At 61.2% G+C, this 15,850-nt stretch carries 11 protein-coding genes; 4 read left to right on the plus strand and 7 right to left on the minus strand.

The window, feature by feature from the left end; translation table 11 throughout:
- Nucleotides 1-193: 193 nt before the first annotated feature.
- Complete coding sequence (locus tag AFE_RS02580) at nucleotides 194-3,790, plus strand: YhdP family phospholipid transporter (protein ID WP_080513173.1); 3,597 nt, start codon at nucleotides 194-196, stop codon at nucleotides 3,788-3,790.
- A 69-nt stretch (nucleotides 3,791-3,859) separates the two neighbouring features.
- Here AFE_RS02580 and AFE_RS02585 read toward each other — a convergent pair whose 3' ends face one another.
- Entirely contained in the window at nucleotides 3,860-5,086 is a 1,227-nt protein-coding gene (locus AFE_RS02585; RefSeq protein WP_012606582.1) for an IS110-like element ISAfe3 family transposase, read from the minus strand.
- 342 nt (nucleotides 5,087-5,428) lie between these two features.
- Here AFE_RS02585 and AFE_RS02590 point away from each other — a divergent pair, with 342 nt between their 5' ends.
- The 3 genes from AFE_RS02590 (at nucleotide 5,429) to AFE_RS02600 (ending at nucleotide 8,802) form a co-directional block, all read left to right on the plus strand.
- Complete coding sequence (locus AFE_RS02590; protein ID WP_012536198.1) at nucleotides 5,429-6,244, plus strand: carbon-nitrogen hydrolase family protein; 816 nt, start codon at nucleotides 5,429-5,431, stop codon at nucleotides 6,242-6,244.
- Nucleotides 6,245-6,441: 197 nt separating this feature from the next.
- Nucleotides 6,442-8,205 carry an ABC transporter ATP-binding protein/permease gene (locus tag AFE_RS02595; RefSeq protein ID WP_012536199.1) on the plus strand — a complete coding sequence of 588 codons (1,764 nt, stop codon included), beginning with the start codon at nucleotides 6,442-6,444 and terminating at the stop codon, nucleotides 8,203-8,205.
- 21 nt (nucleotides 8,206-8,226) lie between these two features.
- Nucleotides 8,227-8,802 carry a thioredoxin family protein gene (locus tag AFE_RS02600; RefSeq protein ID WP_012536200.1) on the plus strand — a complete coding sequence of 192 codons (576 nt, stop codon included), beginning with the start codon at nucleotides 8,227-8,229 and terminating at the stop codon, nucleotides 8,800-8,802.
- A gap of 23 nt (nucleotides 8,803-8,825) precedes the next feature.
- Here the strand turns inward: AFE_RS02600 and AFE_RS02605 are convergent, their stop codons facing one another.
- From AFE_RS02605 to murJ, 6 genes are all read right to left on the minus strand, one after another.
- Nucleotides 8,826-9,044 carry a hypothetical protein gene (locus tag AFE_RS02605; protein WP_012536201.1) on the minus strand — a complete coding sequence of 73 codons (219 nt, stop codon included), beginning with the start codon at nucleotides 9,042-9,044 and terminating at the stop codon, nucleotides 8,826-8,828.
- 249 nt (nucleotides 9,045-9,293) lie between these two features.
- Nucleotides 9,294-9,752, minus strand: coding sequence for a signal peptidase II (gene lspA, locus AFE_RS02610; protein ID WP_012536202.1), 459 nt, complete (start codon nucleotides 9,750-9,752; stop codon nucleotides 9,294-9,296).
- On the minus strand, nucleotides 9,752-12,565 hold the full coding sequence (gene ileS, locus AFE_RS02615; protein ID WP_012606584.1) for an isoleucine--tRNA ligase: 2,814 nt from the start codon (nucleotides 12,563-12,565) through the stop codon (nucleotides 9,752-9,754). The genes lspA and ileS overlap by 1 nt, the downstream gene beginning before the upstream one ends.
- 2 nt (nucleotides 12,566-12,567) lie before the next feature.
- Nucleotides 12,568-13,500, minus strand: coding sequence for a bifunctional riboflavin kinase/FAD synthetase (locus tag AFE_RS02620; protein WP_012536204.1), 933 nt, complete (start codon nucleotides 13,498-13,500; stop codon nucleotides 12,568-12,570).
- Nucleotides 13,501-13,598: 98 nt separating this feature from the next.
- Nucleotides 13,599-14,051 (minus strand): DUF2203 family protein, encoded by a 453-nt coding sequence (locus tag AFE_RS02625; protein WP_009566608.1) that lies wholly within the window; start codon nucleotides 14,049-14,051, stop codon nucleotides 13,599-13,601.
- Nucleotides 14,044-15,645: a murein biosynthesis integral membrane protein MurJ gene (gene murJ, locus AFE_RS02630; protein WP_225487409.1), complete on the minus strand. Its 1,602-nt coding sequence runs from the start codon at nucleotides 15,643-15,645 to the stop codon at nucleotides 14,044-14,046. The genes AFE_RS02625 and murJ overlap by 8 nt, the downstream gene beginning before the upstream one ends.
- Between the last annotated feature and the right edge of the window lie 205 nt (nucleotides 15,646-15,850).

Consider the following 15,850-nt stretch of genomic DNA (forward strand, 5'->3'; position numbering starts at 1 on the left):
CCCGTTTTGCAATCTGCTCAGGACGATGCGGCGTTTTTATGCTAGGATTTTGCCCAATATCGCGGGAGTGTGACGCCTGATGGTAACACAGCAGAAAGTATCGTAGCAGGGAGCATGTTCATTACCTTATGGTTGTTACCGGCGTTGATCGGACGGGTTGACGGATGATCCGGATTCTCGGGAGGGGCGTGCCTTGTCGCGGTTGCGCCTGATCCTTGCCGGTCTCCGCCGTTTCGGCGGATGGCTGCTGGCCGTCGTGCCGACGTTGCTGGTATTGCTGGCGGGGGCTTTTTATCTCCTGGTGGTTCCCCGGCTCGACCTTTTGCGGCCCTACGTTTCACAGTCTTTGTCGCGGTCTTTGGGAGCGCCGGTGTCGGTACAGGGCATGCACCTGGGCTGGAATTGGGGACCATCGCTGGAACTGGCGGCGATGCGGGTGGGTACGCCGTCCCGGCCCGAACTGACGCTGCAAGGGGTGCATCTGCGCCTTTTCGCCTTGCCCCTGCTTTGGGGGGACTGGGTAGCCCAGTATTTTAGCGTGGCAGACGGGGTGGTGTCTGTCGTTCAAACAGCCGATGGCTGGCGGGTGGCCGGGCAGAAGCCAGGACCCAGTGGAAGAATGCTGCCACTGGATCTGAACTGGGCACATGTGGATGTCCGACACCTGACCGTGCAATGGCGCTCCCAGCCTCAGGCCAACCCTGTCCTCCTGCATGTGCAGTGGCAGAGCAGTGGCGGTTTGCGCCCCCAGATGCAGATGCAGGTGCGCTGGTCAGCCCAGGGTCTGTTGCGTTACACCGGCGCAGTGCGCGGCATCTTCCCGCGTCCGGGGCGCTCCTCGGGCAACGGTAAGTGGGTGTTGGAGTCGTTGCCTTTGTCCTGGCTCCATCAATTGGATACGCATCTGCCGGCGTTGACCGGAAGCATGAGCAGCCATGGGTATCTGCAGTGGCGTTATGGAGTGCCACGCCTGGCCAGCGGGCAATTTGTCCTGCACGACGCCGGGCTGGACGCCAGACAGTGGACACAGATCCATGGCCGTTTGAGCTGGAATGGAACGGGTTCCTCCGGAACATTGCAGCTTGCCGACGTGACAGGACTTGCTGTACAACCCCTGGCCGCGCGATTGGGGCTCGACTGGCGCCGTCGCCTGCAATGGCAGATAGAGGCGCCGCTGCTTCCCGCCGCACTCCTCCGGAGCGTGCCGGAAACGGCCCTGCCCGTCCCATTGCGCTGGATACCCCGGCAACAGTGGCGGGGCAGCTTGCGCAACCTGCACTTCCGCTCCGGCGGTACTGGACACCAGGCTGCGGCCTGGCAGCTTCAGACGGTACTGCGTGACGTCGCTGTCTCGCCCCATGGAAACTGGTTTGGCGTGCAGGGTCTCAGCGGTGACGTCAGCCTTCGTCCAGAAGCCTTGCAGCTTCATCTCGCGAGTCGGCAGTTCACTCTGGACTGGCCGCAACGTTTCGCGGCACCGCTGCGCCTGCGTGAAGTGTCCGCCCGGATCGTTGCCCGGAAAGCCGGTACCGACTGGTCGATTCGGGCCGATCCCATCGTGTTGCAGGGACCAGGTCACCTGCATGCCAGTGTGGCGGTGCAAGGTCAGGAACTGCGCCTGAGAGCCAGACTCGACGATATGCCGGCGACGGCGATAGCCGATTTCGTACCCCGGACCGGCATCAGCCCGGCCCTGCGCCACTGGCTGTTGCGGGCCTTTCAGGCGGGATCCGTGCAGCATGCCGATCTGCAATGGCAGGGGCCATGGAACCACCTGCCGAGCCAGGCGCCGGGTGAGCATTTTTCCCTGAAGGCCGATTTCCGCCACGTCACCCTGCATTTTGCCCCGCACTGGCCGGTGGCGTCGCAGATGAACGCACAACTCCTCTGGAGGGGAGACCATCTCTCCGTCCGGAGCCGCCAGGGTGATATTTTCGGGGTGCCGGTGGCTTCCGCCAGTGCCGATCTGGACCATCTGTTCGCGCCCCATACCTCGCCGTTGCAGATCACGGTGAATACGCCGGTCGCGCTCGAAAAAGTGCTGCCTTTTTTGCGGGCAACCCCCATACTGGAAGGCAAGTCCGTGGCGGATATCCCCCTGCACCTGACGGGGCAGGGGCAATTGCAATTAGCCCTCAGCATCCCTTTCGGGCCGGAAAAGACTGCGGTGAATGGTCGGGTCGATGTCCGTGACATGGGGGTCGGCTGGGACGCTTGGCAGGCCACGGGTATGCAGGGGCCGGTTTATTTCCAGCGGGACAAAATTCAGGCCGGTGCGTTGAACGGCGTTTTTGCCGGTGGCCCGATGCAGGCGAGTTTGCGGGCCAGTCAACTGGAAACCGCGCCGCGGCTGGATTTTTCGCTGCAGGGTGCATTGCAGGCGGCGGATCTGCCCGTGCCGCAGCGCTGGCGTACGGCTTTCCGTGGTGCTGTGCCATACCAGGGCAGTGGGACGTTACTGAACAACGAGTTACATTTCAGCGGTGGTGCGGATTTGCGCCAGACGCGCAGTGACTTGCCGCAGCCTTTGAGCTGGGCATCGGGCAAGGGCGGAAACCTGACCTTCCAGGGTCAGGGCGATGTGACCCGTCATCTGCAGGCCGATTTGAGACTGCCGGTGGGGTCTGCCGTCCTGGCCTGGCAGCGGGGGCCATCGGTCTGGCGATGGCAGGCAGGAGCCGCACGCCTGGGTGGGGGAACCACCCCGCCGCTGCCCAAGACCGGATTTTCCCTTCGGGGCAGTGCCAACAGCTTCGCTGTATGGCCGTGGCTGAGTCTGCTGAAGAACGAAGAGGATCGTGGTACATGGCCGGAAATCCGCTTCGACCTGCATTGGCGGCACCTGCTGCTTTTTGAACAGGATTGGCCGGACGTGCGGATGCGCGGTCAGGCGGCGGCGGAGAAGCTGCATCTGCAATTGACCGGTCCCCAGGTGGCGGGTGCCCTGCAATATACGCGCGCGGTACCGCCGGCGGATTCTGCGCAATTGCGCCTGGATATCCGGAAATTAAGGATCGCGGCGCCTTCATCTCCCCAGGTTCCGCCCTCTGGTTTTCCGCAGACGCTGGAGGGAGCAACTGGCAGCCCGCTGGCGCTCCACGCTCATATCGCCCAACTCGATTGGCATGGCCACAAGGTGCGGGACGTGCTGCTGGATGCGGGGCGATCGGCGACGGGCTGGAAGATCGCCATGATCAAAGGCGATTGGGCGGGCAGTCAATGGGATTTCAGGGGATCGTGGCAGGGCGCCGGGGCAGGTCAGTCGGCCTTTCAGGGGAATATCCGCAGCGACAATATCGCCCCCGTTCTGCAGGACATCGGCATGGAGACCCTGGACTACGGCCGCGCCGATTATGCGGGACAAGTGTCCTGGCCGGGCGCGCCCTGGGATTTTTCGGTGGCGCACCTCAGCGGCAACATCCAGTCAAAGCTGTGGAATGGCCGTCTCCGGAAACTGGGTACAGATATTTCCTGGCTCGTATTCCTCAATCCCACCACATTGTTCAGAGATGTGATCACCTTTGATTATCGCCCGCTCTTTGGCAGAGGACTGTTCTTCTCAAAGCTTTTTGCCGATTTTCAGATACAGAACGGTGTCGCCCGTACCCGCAACATGCTTCTTCAGTCCAGCGCTCTGGAAATGGCGGGGCGCGGCGCCATCGATCTGGCGCATCAGTCCCTGAATATGGAACTGCAGGTTTACCCGCTGCAGAGTTTCGACCTGCTTCTCGGGCGTTTTCCCATACTGGGTCCCGCCCTCTTTGGGAAATCGGGTAAGGTGTTAATGTGAAAGAAATCCGTGGAATGGGCACGGCAATCCCTGGCCATCGGGTGGCCATATTGGGATCGAAGTGACGCTCTACGCTGGCTGATGCTGCGGCAGGAAGCCGAATTTGATCAGTTTCTTGATCCAGCGAGAAGCATTGCGCTGCACACTCAGTGCCTCATAGTCCGTATCGGCATCCCGGTAGTACTTGCCGTGTGAGAGCATGAAGTAGATGATGCGCAGCATTTTGTGGGCCAGGGCGATGATGGAGCGCTTGTGCCCCCTACGGACGACCAGACTCTGGAACTTGGAGCGCAGGGCGCAGTGGGTACGACTGGCGGCGTGGGCGCATTCGCAGAGGATCCGACGGACATACGGGTTGCCCTTGCGGGTTCGCCCACTTTTCCGTTTTCCGGCAGACTCATTGTTCCCGGGACAAAGGCCGGTCCAGGAGGCCAGTCGATCGGCGCTCCCAAAGACGCTCATGTCGTCTCCGATTTCGACCAGCAGCAAGGCAGCACCCACGGTATCGATGCCCGGCAAGGTCTGCAGGAGTTCGAGAGCATTCTTTTGCGGCTTCAAGCCCTCCAGCAGTTGGACATCGAAGCGCGCGATTTGGGCCTCCAGAGACTCGATATGGCGGAGCGTCTCGTCCAGGACAAAGCGGTGACTGGCACTCAACTCGCCTTGCAGGGCATCCAGGATCTCCTCCTGGCTGGCTTTGAGCCGTCGGCTGGCCAGTCGGAGTACGGCCTCCGGGGGACTCCCCTGAATCAGGGCCTGGATCATGGCCCGGGCCGATTGCCCATGGATATCGCTGACCACCACCCCCAGTCGAATTCCGCCATCGGTCAGCACCTTGTGCAAGCGGTTTTTCTCCGACGAGAGCATGCCCACCAGATTTTGCCGCTGTCGGGCGATCAGCCGCAGCTCCCGCAGTTGTGCCGGGGGAACGAAGGAACCCCGCAGCAGTCCGGCTCGAGCCAGGGTGGCGAGCCACTCTGCATCCCCAACATCGGTCTTGCGACCGGGGACCTGTTTGACGTGCCTGGCGTTCACGACCTGTGCCTGGATCCCCACCTTTTCCAGGGCCGCATAGGGACTCTTCCAGTAGATCCCGGTGCTCTCCATGACCACCGTATCGGGCCGATGGGAGGCACACCACAGGGCCAATGCCTTCCGGTCCTTCTGAAAAGCACCAAATTGCCGGCGCTCAATCGTAACGTTTCCGTCAGGGTCCGTGAGAATGGCACAGGCGGTGACCTGGGCCTGATGAACATCCAGTCCGATAACCCGGTGAAAGAGGGATTGCAGTTCCATAACGACGTCTCTCCAATTACTATCAAAGGGAGAGATGGCGAATGCCAGCGCCGAAATCACCAGCCTGTGGCAAGCCTCAGGCGGCCCTTTTAATGTGCGCTCTCAAGGGAGGCAATCCGGGGTACGAGTCGGCCTGGCGGGTCACGTTAGAGTCGGGATGGAATCACCAAAAACTTGCTCGACCTCAATCCGCCATCTCCTCACCCCCCATTCTCTTTCATCCTCTGGGGTGGCGCGAGTCGCAATGTCCGTTAGAATGGCATTATCAGGTTGACGGACCCTGGGGGCACCCCGTGGTGCGTCAGGTGCATGCGCCGGCCACGGCCGGGAAGGACTGAGGCCATGAAGGTGCAACTTGCCGTAGTGCAAATGGTGTCTTCGGACGTGGTGGCGGATAACCTCGCCCGCGCCGGATCCCTGCTGGAGCAGGCGGCTGCGGGAGGCGCGGAGCTGGTGCTCCTGCCCGAAAATTTTGCCCTGATGGGACGCGATGAAAAAGCCAAGCTGGCCATCATGGAGAGGGATGGCGATGGCCCGATCCAGTCCTGGCTGGCGGCACAGGCACAGCGCCTGGGCTTATGGCTGGTCGGGGGCAGTATGCCTCTGGCCGCCGCTGATGGACGCTGTTATGCCGCCTGTCTGGTTTTCGACCCGACCGGCCAGCGTCAGGCACGTTATGACAAGATGCACCTCTTTGACGTCGATCTGCCGGGTGGCGAAAGTTACCGGGAGTCCCGTACCATCGCCCCCGGCAGCAGTCCGGTGGCCGTGGCCACGCCGTGGGGGCGGCTGGGTCTCTCCATTTGCTATGACCTGCGTTTCCCGGAGTTATACCGCAGCTACGCTGGAGCCGAACTGCTCGTCGTCCCCAGCGCCTTTACCAGGCAGACCGGTGCAGCGCACTGGGAGTGTCTGCTGCGGAGCCGCGCCATCGAGAACCAGGCGTATGTGCTTGCCGCCGACCAGGGCGGTTTGCACGAGAATGGTCGTCAGACCTTTGGCGGTAGTATGATCATCGACCCCTGGGGTCAGGTCCTGGCCCGTCTGGATCAGGGCGAGGGGGTCGCGCTGGCCCAGGCGGACGGAGAATTTTTGCAGCGCTGCCGCAGTAACTTGCCCGCCCTGAGGCACGCTCGTCCGGCATTTTACGGCGCCTGAGCATTTTCAAACCCCACCCGCGGCAAAGACCACGTATGGCTGGGCGGGCTTTATACCCGTCTGGGGAGCACCCATGCTATCCTCCCGGGCTTTACGGGCGGTGGTGATCGCCCGAGGACGGGTAAAATTTGCGGTGAGCGGGAGTTGGCAGATGAGGAGCGTATGAATGCTGAACAGGACTTCTTTGGAGATGGTGCATGAAGCAGTTTAACGGCGCATTCTTTCGTGACCTGTGGCGGATGGTCAAACCTTACTGGTGGCACTCCGAGGAGCGCTGGGTGGCGCGCGGGGTCTTTGCCTTCATCATTCTCCTCAATCTGTTCATGGTGTTTATTTCTTATCGCATCACGGAGTGGTACGCGGTGTTCTGGAACGCCCTGCAGCGCTTTGCGGTGAACGCCGCCTGGCACCAGATGCTGATTTTTCTGGGACTGGCCACTCTCTATATCATCGCCGCGGTCTCCCAGACCTTTTTTACCCAGATGCTGGAAATTCGCTGGCGGCGCTGGCTGACGCGGCAGTATCTGGATTCCTGGCTCGCCAAAAGTACCTTTTACCATATGCAGGTGCTGGGCGATGGTACCGACAACCCGGATCAGCGTATCAGCGAGGATCTGGCCAGTTTCACCGGGCAGACACTCAACATCGTGATAGGCCTGCTCAGTTCCGCCACGACCCTCGCCGCCTTTGTGTTCATGCTTTGGAATTTGTCGGCCATGATCACCATTCCCTGGCAGGGGAGTATCTATACCATCCCCGGCTATCTGGTCTGGGCGGCACTCATTTATTCGGTGCTCGGCACCATCCTCACCGCCCTCATCGGGCGGCCGCTGATCAGTCTGAACTTCAACCAGGAGCGCTATCAGGCGGATTTCCGTTTCAGTATGATGCGCCTGCGGGAGAATAGTGAAAGCATTGCCCTCTACGGTGGGGAAACGGAGGAGCGTCATCATTTTCTGCAACGGTTCGCCAACGTCTATGCCAACTACTGGCGGATTATCTGGCGGTCCATGCGTCTCAACTGGTGGGTGTCCGGTTATGGTCAGGTGGCGATCATTTTCCCGATTCTGGTGAGCCTGCCCGCCTATTTCGTCAATAAGGCCATCGGCATTGGTGGCTTGCAGCAGATTGCCTCGGCTTTTGCCCAGGTGCAGGGTGCGCTGTCTTTCATTGTCAGTAGTTATGGCAGCCTCGCCAACTGGCACGCGGTCGTCGACCGTCTACGTTTTTTTGAACAGTCGATGGACGAGGTGCGGGTCATCCGGGAGACCCATTACCAGATCGAGCACAAGGATGGTCCGCGGCTCATTGTGCGGGCCCTCAACGTGCGCCTGCCCGATGGCCGGGAATTGATTCATCACCTGGATCTGGATGTGCGCCGCGGTGAGCGCCTGCTGATCATGGGCCCGTCAGGCGGAGGCAAAAGCACACTGGTACGCGCTCTGGCCGGTATCTGGCCTTTTGGTGAGGGGGAGGTGAAACTGCCCCGGAGCGACCGCCCGCTCTTCCTGCCGCAGAAGCCGTATCTGCCCCTGGGTACTTTGCGCGATGTACTGGTCTATCCCTTCGGGGTGCCCGGCGTCGGAGACGCCCGCCTGCAGCAGGTGCTCCATCTGGTCGGCATGGAGGCGTTGGCCGACAAACTGGATGACGCCCGTTTGTGGTCTCATGTATTATCTCTGGGGGAGCAGCAGCGTCTGGCCTTTGCCCGTATTCTATTGCAAAAGCCGCAGTGGGTGTTTTTGGACGAGGCCAGTTCGGCACTGGATGAACCCGCCGAGGACGCGCTCTACCACATGCTTGTCGAGGAACTGCCGGAAACCGCCATCATCAGTGTCGGTCACCGCTCCAGTCTGTTGCGGCATCATGAGCATTGCCTGCATCTGCTGGGTGACGGATCCTGGCGTCTGGAGGCCGTCGTCCATCCCGTTCCCGGGGGGCAGCAGCCGGCACTGGCCTGATGATTCGAAAGGAGACCCAACATGGCTATGACCGCCAAAGAATTACCCATCGGGAGCAAGCTGCCCGAATTTTGTCTGCCCGTCGGTGGTCAGGCGGGGCAGTGGTGCAGTGTGCAGGCGCAGGGCAAGCCCCTGCTGGTGCTTTTCATCTGTAACCACTGTCCCTATGTGATCCATATCAGTAAACGCCTGGGTGAGCTGACGCGGCAATGGCAGCAGCAGGGTGTGCAGGTGGTGGGTATCAACAGCAACGATGCCCGGACCTATCCAGAAGATGCGCCGGAAAAAATGCCCGTCGAAGCCCGGCGCGCCGGATATCATTTCCCTTATTTATTGGATGCAGAACAAGAGATTGCCAAGGCTTTTAACGCGGTGTGCACGCCGGATATTTTTCTTTTTGATGCTGCGGGCGGGCTGTTCTACCACGGTCAGTTCGATGCGAGTCGTCCCAGGAATGATCTGCCGGTGACCGGTGAAGACCTGTCTGCAGCCGTGGCGGCAGTGCTGGCAGGTGCCCGGCCCCCGGCCGAAGTGCTGCCCAGCATGGGCTGCAGTATCAAGTGGCGGCCGGGCAACGAGCCGGAGGGCTGGGTATGAGTTGGACACAGGCCTCGCGCTAATCAGTGAAGAATGGTCTGTAGCAAGCTGCCGGGTGTTTCCTGCCGCTTTGCGGCAAAGTGGTCAAGCTTGTGGCTTTGGCGCTGCCGGCGTAAGCGCAGCAGGCGCTTTTGCAGTTCGCGTTTGATGCGCTGCCGCTCATGGCCAGCCATAAAGGATGTGTAACTCGGGAAGCTGCGTACCCGGCGTAAGGCGGCCAGAAGATTGGCGGTGCTGTCCATGTCTGTCTCCATTGCGTTCCGGTGATGAATACGAATGGATCAAGCAATAGTCGTGCCACAAAAATTATCCATTAAAAACAGGATGACGACGTTCTTACGCAGGTCGCCGGAATAAAAAGCTGTCTCGTTTGGACGACAATGCCCCGTAGCGAACGTATCACGGCACAGGCATGTGCTCTGGCAGCGTTGTTTTTTCTGCCCTAATCCTTGTTGCAAAAAGTCTCCATGGTGGTTTGCCGCTGCTCTGGATTAATGGCGCCGGAAAGCGTCCAGGACCAGTATCACGGCTCCGATGGAGATGGCGCTGTCGGCGATGTTGAAGTAGGGCCAGTAGAGGCTGCCCCAGTGGGCGCCAATAAAATCGATCACATAGCCGAGGCGGATCCGGTCGATCAGGTTGCCCACCGCACCGCCGAGAATCAGGGCAAGGGATATGGCGGTCCAGGTGGCGCCGGGCTTGAGCCGACGCAGGATGGCGACGATGACCACCACCACCAGCAGGGCGACGCCGATGAGCAGCCAGCGTTGCCAGCCGCCAGCCCCCGCCAGAAAGCTGAAGGCGGCACCGGTGTTGTGGACGAGACGAAAATTGAGCAGCCCCGGAATGATGACAAGGCCCTGCCCCACCCGCCAGATGTGGCTCAGCCAGAGTTTGACGCCCTGATCCAGCAGGATGACCCCGAACGATAACCATAAATAGCGCAGCATCAGCAGAACTCCCGTGTTTCTCCGGGTAAGGCGAGATTCTCCACACAACGGTCGCAAATGTCCGGATGCCCCGCATGGAGACCGATGTCCGGGCGGCGGTGCCAGCAGCGTGCGCACTTCTGGCCATCACTGGGCCGGACCTGTATGGCGATGCCCGGAAGCGCATCGTCGCAACCCTCCTGGCGCTCTTCGTAGGGGCGCAGGGCACACGCGGAGCTCAGCAGGAAAAAGCGCAGCTCCTCGCCGAGTGGTGCAAGAAACTCATGCCATTCGCTGTTGGCGTAGAGGGCGACTTCTGCGTCCAGGCCCGAGCCGATCTTTTTCTCCTGACGCAGGGGTTCCAGTGCGGCGTTGACGGCGTCCCGCAACTGACCGAGCCGTTCCCAGCGTCCCATCAGGACTTCGCTGTCGGCAGGCAGGGGTATTTCCGGATATTGCGCAAAAAACACGCTGGAGAATGGGCGATTGCCCATCCCGTCCCAGATTTCTTCAGCAGTGAAGCTCAGGATGGGGGCCATCCATACCACCATGGCTTCGAGTATCTGCCAGAGCACCGTCTGCGCCGAACGCCGCGCCCGCGAGGCTGCGGGGGTGGTGTAGAGGCGATCTTTCAGCACATCCAGATAGAGTCCCCCCAGCTCCACCGAGCAAAAGTGGTGCAGACGCTGCTGGACGCGGAGGAATTGATATTCGCTGTAGGCCGCACGAATTTCTTCCTGCAGGAGCGCGGTACGGGCCAGCATCCAGCGGTCCATTTCCAGCAGATCCGCCGTGGGCAGGGCGTCCGTGGCTGGATTAAAGTCGTGGGTGTTGCCCAGCATATAGCGGGCCGTATTACGGATGCGCCGGTAGCTGTCGCCCAGTTGCTGGAGGATGGTGTCGGAGATGGGGATCTCGCTGCGGTAGTCCTCCGATGCCACCCAGAGTCGCAGGATGTCCGCGCCGTAACGGTCGATGATCGTCTGTGGGGCGATGACGTTGCCCACGGACTTGCTCATCTTCCGGCCTTCGCCATCGACGGTGAAGCCGTGGGTCAGTACCGCCCGGTAGGGCGCCCTTCCTCGGCTGGCGACGGATTCCAGCAGGGAAGACTGGAACCAGCCGCGATGCTGATCGGAGCCTTCCAGATAAAGGTCGGCGGGGCTGTGCAACTCAGGCCTCTGCTCCAGTACAAAGGCGTGGGTGCAGCCGGAGTCGAACCAGACGTCGAGAATGTCCGTGACCTTGTGAAAGTGATCGTGGCCGCAACCGCTGCAGCGCGCATCCGCAGGCAGGAAATCGCTGTCCGGGTGGTTGAACCAGGCATCGACCCCACCCGTTTCCACCGCGCGGGCGATACGTTCGAAGGTGTCGGCATCGCGTAGGGGCTCGCCGCACCGGGTACAGGAGAAGATCGCGACGGGCACACCCCAGGCCCTTTGCCGGGAGATGCACCAGTCCGGACGCTGGTGGACCATGCCGGTGATGCGGTCTTTGCCCCAGTCGGGAATCCACCGGGTGGCTTCGATGGCGCCGATGGCCTTCTCACGCAGGTCATTGGCGCTCATGCTGATAAACCACTGAGGGGTAGCGCGGAAGAGTAGCGGTGTCTTATGGCGCCAGCAATGGGGGTAACTATGGCGGATCTTCTCGAAATGGAGCAGGGCATTGCGCCCGCGCAGGAGTTCAGGGATCCGCTCATTGGCCTCCTGTACGGTGATGCCTCCCAGTCCCAGCGGCAGTTCGTCCTGAAAACGGCCGTTGCCGAGCACGGGACTGTCCACCGGCAGGTGATAACGCCGGGATGCTTCATAATCGTCCGCGCCGTGGGCCGGGGCAGTATGTACGCAGCCGGTGCCCGCTTCCAGGGTCACATGCCGACCGAGGATGACAGGCACTTCGTAATCCAGGAAGGGGTGTTTGAGGCGGAGGCCCTCCAGCGTCACACCGGCGAACTCTGCCAGCACCTCCGCTTCCGGGTGACCATAGCGGGCGAGGGCGCTTTCTGCCAGATCTGCGGCGAGGATCAGATGTCGGTTGCCGGAGCGCAGCAATACGTAAGTGTATTCCGGGTGCAGGGCTACCGCCTGATTGGCGGGCAGAGTCCACGGCGTGGTCGTCCAGATCACCACGCTGGCCTCTATGGGTTCAGCGAGGCCAAGGCGTTGGCTCAGATCGGGGGCGTCAGCGACGACGAAGGCGACGTCGATGGAAGGATCGCTGCGATCCTGATATTCCACTTCCGCCTCCGCCAGAGCACTGCCGCAGTCCACACACCAGTGTACCGGCTTGGCACCGCGTACCACCTGGCCGCTCACGGTCAGGCGACCGAGCTCCCGCAGGATATTGGCCTCAGCCTGGAAGTGCATGGTGAGGTAGGGGTTTCCCCAATCTCCGATGATGCCGAGGCGCTCAAAATCCTGCCGTTGCCCGACAATCTGGCCTTCGGCATAGGCACGGCAGGCATTGCGGAAGGCCTGGGCACTGACTTTTTCGTCGGGACGCCCCAGTTCCTTTTCCACCTGGATTTCGATGGGCAGCCCGTGGCAGTCCCAGCCCGGCACATATGGCACCCGGAAGCCTTCACTCAGCTTGCTTTTGTTGACGATATCCTTGAGCACCTTGTTGACCGCATGACCGATATGAATCTTGCCGTTGGCGTAGGGCGGGCCATCATGCAGGATGAACGCGGGGCTTGCGGCACGCGCCTTCTGCAACGCCCCGTATAGATCGTGCTCCTGCCAGCGGGTCAGAGTCGCGGGTTCACGCTCCGGCAGTTTTCCCTGCATGGGAAAACCGGTTTTAGGAAGGTTGAGGGTCTGCTTATAGTCCATGATTATTCAAAGTCCTGGGGATGTTCGGCGAAAAAGTTCCGGGTGTTCACGACATCGTTGTCGATGGCCGCCTTGAGGGTATCGAGATCCATATATTTCTCTTCGTCCCGCAGCTTGTGGTGCAGCTCCACGGAAACCTGCTGTCCGTAGAGGTCGGGGCTGTCCGCATCCAGACAGTGGGCCTCCAGTACCATCTGTTTGCCGCCGACGGTGGGGCGCAGACCGATACTGACGGCGGCGATCCAGTTTCCTTTCGGACTCAACAGGCGTCCGGCAAAGATACCTTTGACGGGCACCGGGCGACGATTCAGAGGGATGTTGGCGGTCGGGAAGCCCAGTTCCCGACCTAGATGGTCGCCATGCACGACCCGCCCACAGAGGGCATAGGGACGTCCCAGCCAGGACGCCGCATGGGTCAGGTCGCCGCTCTGCAGAAAGGCGCGGATGCCGGTGCTGCTGACCCGTTGGCCGTCGAGCAGAAAGGGGGGCTGCTCTTTCACCGAAAACCCATACTGTCGCCCGAAGCGGCTGAGCATGTCCAGATCACCGCGCCGTCTCGCCCCGAAGCGGAAGTCATGGCCGACGCTCAGCAGCCCGCAGCACAATTGCCTGACCAGTATCTGAGTAATGAAATCCTCGGCGGGCAGGTTGGCCAGCGCCTGATTGAAGGGCAGGCAAGTGATGCTCTGTACCCCATTGTGGCGGAGTGCCACCACCTTCTCGCGCAAACTGCTCAATCGTGGTGGCGCGTCCGCAGCTCGGAAAAACTCCCGGGGAAGGGGCTCGAAGGTGAGCACCGCAGTGGGCAGGCCGCTATCCTGCATGGTTTTCAGCAGTGCCTGATGGCCGCGATGCACCCCATCGAAATTGCCGATGCTGACTGCCTGAGGCAGGTCAGCGGCGCGGTTGCTGCGGTGGTGGAGGAAGGAATGCATGCGCTTCGGTGTGTCCGGGTTTGCTGAAAAATGCGGTCATCTTAGCCTAAAAATGTGGATTTCCCTAGGTTGGGGCAGCGCCCGCCCTTTCTTTCTCATCATTCCCCAGCTTCGCCGGCCGTCGCCCAACCCGGCGGATGTTCCCGCAATATGTCCAGCAGGGGGCGGCGCTGGCCAAATCCCTGGTCGTGGCCATGATAGAAGCTCAGGGCGGCTTCGGGGTACCGCCAGCATACATACCCATCGCCGGTGTCGAAGTCGATCAACCAAAGGCCGGAAACGACCACGCCCAGTCTTTCCATCTTGTTGATCCATCGCTGAACGATCGCTTCGTAGTCGCCCTCGTAGCGGGTCAGCGCCGCGCGGTTCTCCACGCTGGCGCGCATGGCATCGAGTACCGGCGCCAACTCATCGTAAGCCTGGGCGGTAATGACACGGACCAGGGGAAAAACGGCCTCTGCTTCGCGCAGGGAAAATACTTTCACCTGGCCGGGCCGTTGAATAGCAAAGACTGTATCCCCATGTCCATGTGGTCCATCTGAATCAGACATGCATAGACCTCCGTCTGTATAAGTCGCGCAGTTCCCCGATGCCGAGCCACCATCCACCCATAAGGTATAAAACGGCAGCGAGAATCACCAGGCCGAGCACCCGTAACAGCCGTTCCCAGAGTGGCAGCGATAGCCAGAGGGGCGTATCTCCCCGCAGATACAGCAGGACGATCCCCATGAGCAAGGCTAACCCTCCGGTTTTCAGCAAAAAGACTCGCCAGCCCGGCTGCGCCTGATAAATTCCGTCGCGCCGCAGACGACGCCAGAGCATCAAGGCGTTGACCAAGGCCGCCGTACTGGTTGCCAGAGCCAGGCCCAGTTGCTGCAACGGCCAGGCCAGGATAAGACTGATACCCATGTTGACGACGACACTGATCATGGCGAAACGCACCGGTGTGCGCGTATTCTGATGAGCGTAGAAGGCTGGAGCGAGTACCCGTGCCGCAATGATCGGCAGGATACCGAGGCCATAACCTATCAGGCTCAAGGCGCTTTGCCGCGCATCTTCCGCCGTGTAGGCCCCATAACGAAACAGACTGATCAGCAAGGGCTGGGCCAGAATGAGCAAGCCGACGGTAGCGGGCAGTCCGATGAGCCAGGTGAGACGCAGGGCCCAGTCCAGCGTTTGCGGGAATCGCGGCGAACGCTCTGCCGCCTGGCGGGAGAGCAGCGGCAGCACGACTGTCCCCAAAGCCACTCCGAAGACGCCCAGGGGAAACTCCACCAGGCGATCGGAGTAATACAGATAGGACACTACATTGGCCCCCACCAGGGAGGCGAGGATGGTGTTCAGAAACAGGTTGATCTGCGCTACCGAGGCGCCGAAGGCCGCAGGCCCCATCAAGCGCAGTAGCTGGCGAACGCCGGGATCGCGGCGCCGCAGGCGCGGCCAGTGCAGGTACCCGACCCGCCTGAGCGCGGGCAGTTGAAAAAGCAACTGCACCACCCCGCCGATAAGCACCCCCCAGGCCACCGCTATGGCGGGTTGTTGCAGGTGCGGCGCCCAGAAGACGGCTGCGGCGATGATGCTGAGGTTCAGGAATACCGGCGTAAAGGCGGGTACCGTAAAATGTCCATAAGTGTTGAGTACACCGCCGGCCAGCGCGACCAGCGAAATAAAGAAAAGGTAGGGAAAAGTGATGCGCAGCAGTTCTACGGTGAGGTGAAACTTGTCCGGATTGTCTGCGAAACCGGGGGCGATGGCATAGACAACGGCGCTGGCCCCCAGCATCCCGACGATGGTAACGATCGCCAGCGCAAGGGCCAGCCACCCGGCCACATCGGCGACAAACGCCCGGGTCTCGCTGGCCGGGCGTGTAGCCCGATATTCCCCCAGCACCGGGATGAAAGACTGGGAGAAGGCCCCTTCACCGAACAGGCGCCGGAACAGGTTGGGAACGCGGAATGCCACGAAAAACGCATCCGCCATCTCTCCTGCGCCAAAGAGTCGCGCCAGAATCACGTCGCGGGCAAAGCCCAACAGGCGTGACACCATAGTGTTGCCGCCGACCTTGAGCAGGCTGCGCAGGGGGTGGTGGCCGCTCATGAGGACGGGGGATATGGGGGATTGGGCATCATCGCTGGATGATGGCATGGGGACGGGAGGACGCCAAGAGCGTCGCCCTGACCACACACAGGATACCGGTAGGGTTCGCCGCCTTTTACCCTGCGCATTCGCTACGATAGATCCGCTGGTCAGCAGCGTTGTGCCAGGGCGGGGCACGGTAACCGTGCGTTCCGCTGGGCGGCATGGTGCGGTGACCTTGAAACCCGGCAGCGTCGCCGCTGGCGGACAGGTC

This window comes from Acidithiobacillus ferrooxidans ATCC 23270 (assembly GCF_000021485.1).
Classification (GTDB): domain Bacteria; phylum Pseudomonadota; class Gammaproteobacteria; order Acidithiobacillales; family Acidithiobacillaceae; genus Acidithiobacillus; species Acidithiobacillus ferrooxidans.

What these genes read in the sequence shown, in the direction of transcription:
- AFE_RS02620 (WP_012536204.1), bottom strand. Translation starts at nt 13,500, where the DNA reads ATGCATTCCTTCCTCCACCACCGCAGCAACCGCGCCGCTGACCTGCCT.
- AFE_RS02600 (WP_012536200.1), top strand. Translation starts at nt 8,227, where the DNA reads ATGGCTATGACCGCCAAAGAATTACCCATCGGGAGCAAGCTGCCCGAA.
- murJ (WP_225487409.1), bottom strand. Translation starts at nt 15,645, where the DNA reads ATGCCATCATCCAGCGATGATGCCCAATCCCCCATATCCCCCGTCCTC.
- lspA (WP_012536202.1), bottom strand. Translation starts at nt 9,752, where the DNA reads ATGCTGCGCTATTTATGGTTATCGTTCGGGGTCATCCTGCTGGATCAG.
- AFE_RS02625 (WP_009566608.1), bottom strand. Translation starts at nt 14,051, where the DNA reads ATGTCTGATTCAGATGGACCACATGGACATGGGGATACAGTCTTTGCT.
- AFE_RS02605 (WP_012536201.1), bottom strand. Translation starts at nt 9,044, where the DNA reads ATGGACAGCACCGCCAATCTTCTGGCCGCCTTACGCCGGGTACGCAGC.
- AFE_RS02595 (WP_012536199.1), top strand. Translation starts at nt 6,442, where the DNA reads ATGAAGCAGTTTAACGGCGCATTCTTTCGTGACCTGTGGCGGATGGTC.
- AFE_RS02590 (WP_012536198.1), top strand. Translation starts at nt 5,429, where the DNA reads ATGAAGGTGCAACTTGCCGTAGTGCAAATGGTGTCTTCGGACGTGGTG.
- AFE_RS02585 (WP_012606582.1), bottom strand. Translation starts at nt 5,086, where the DNA reads ATGGAACTGCAATCCCTCTTTCACCGGGTTATCGGACTGGATGTTCAT.
- ileS (WP_012606584.1), bottom strand. Translation starts at nt 12,565, where the DNA reads ATGGACTATAAGCAGACCCTCAACCTTCCTAAAACCGGTTTTCCCATG.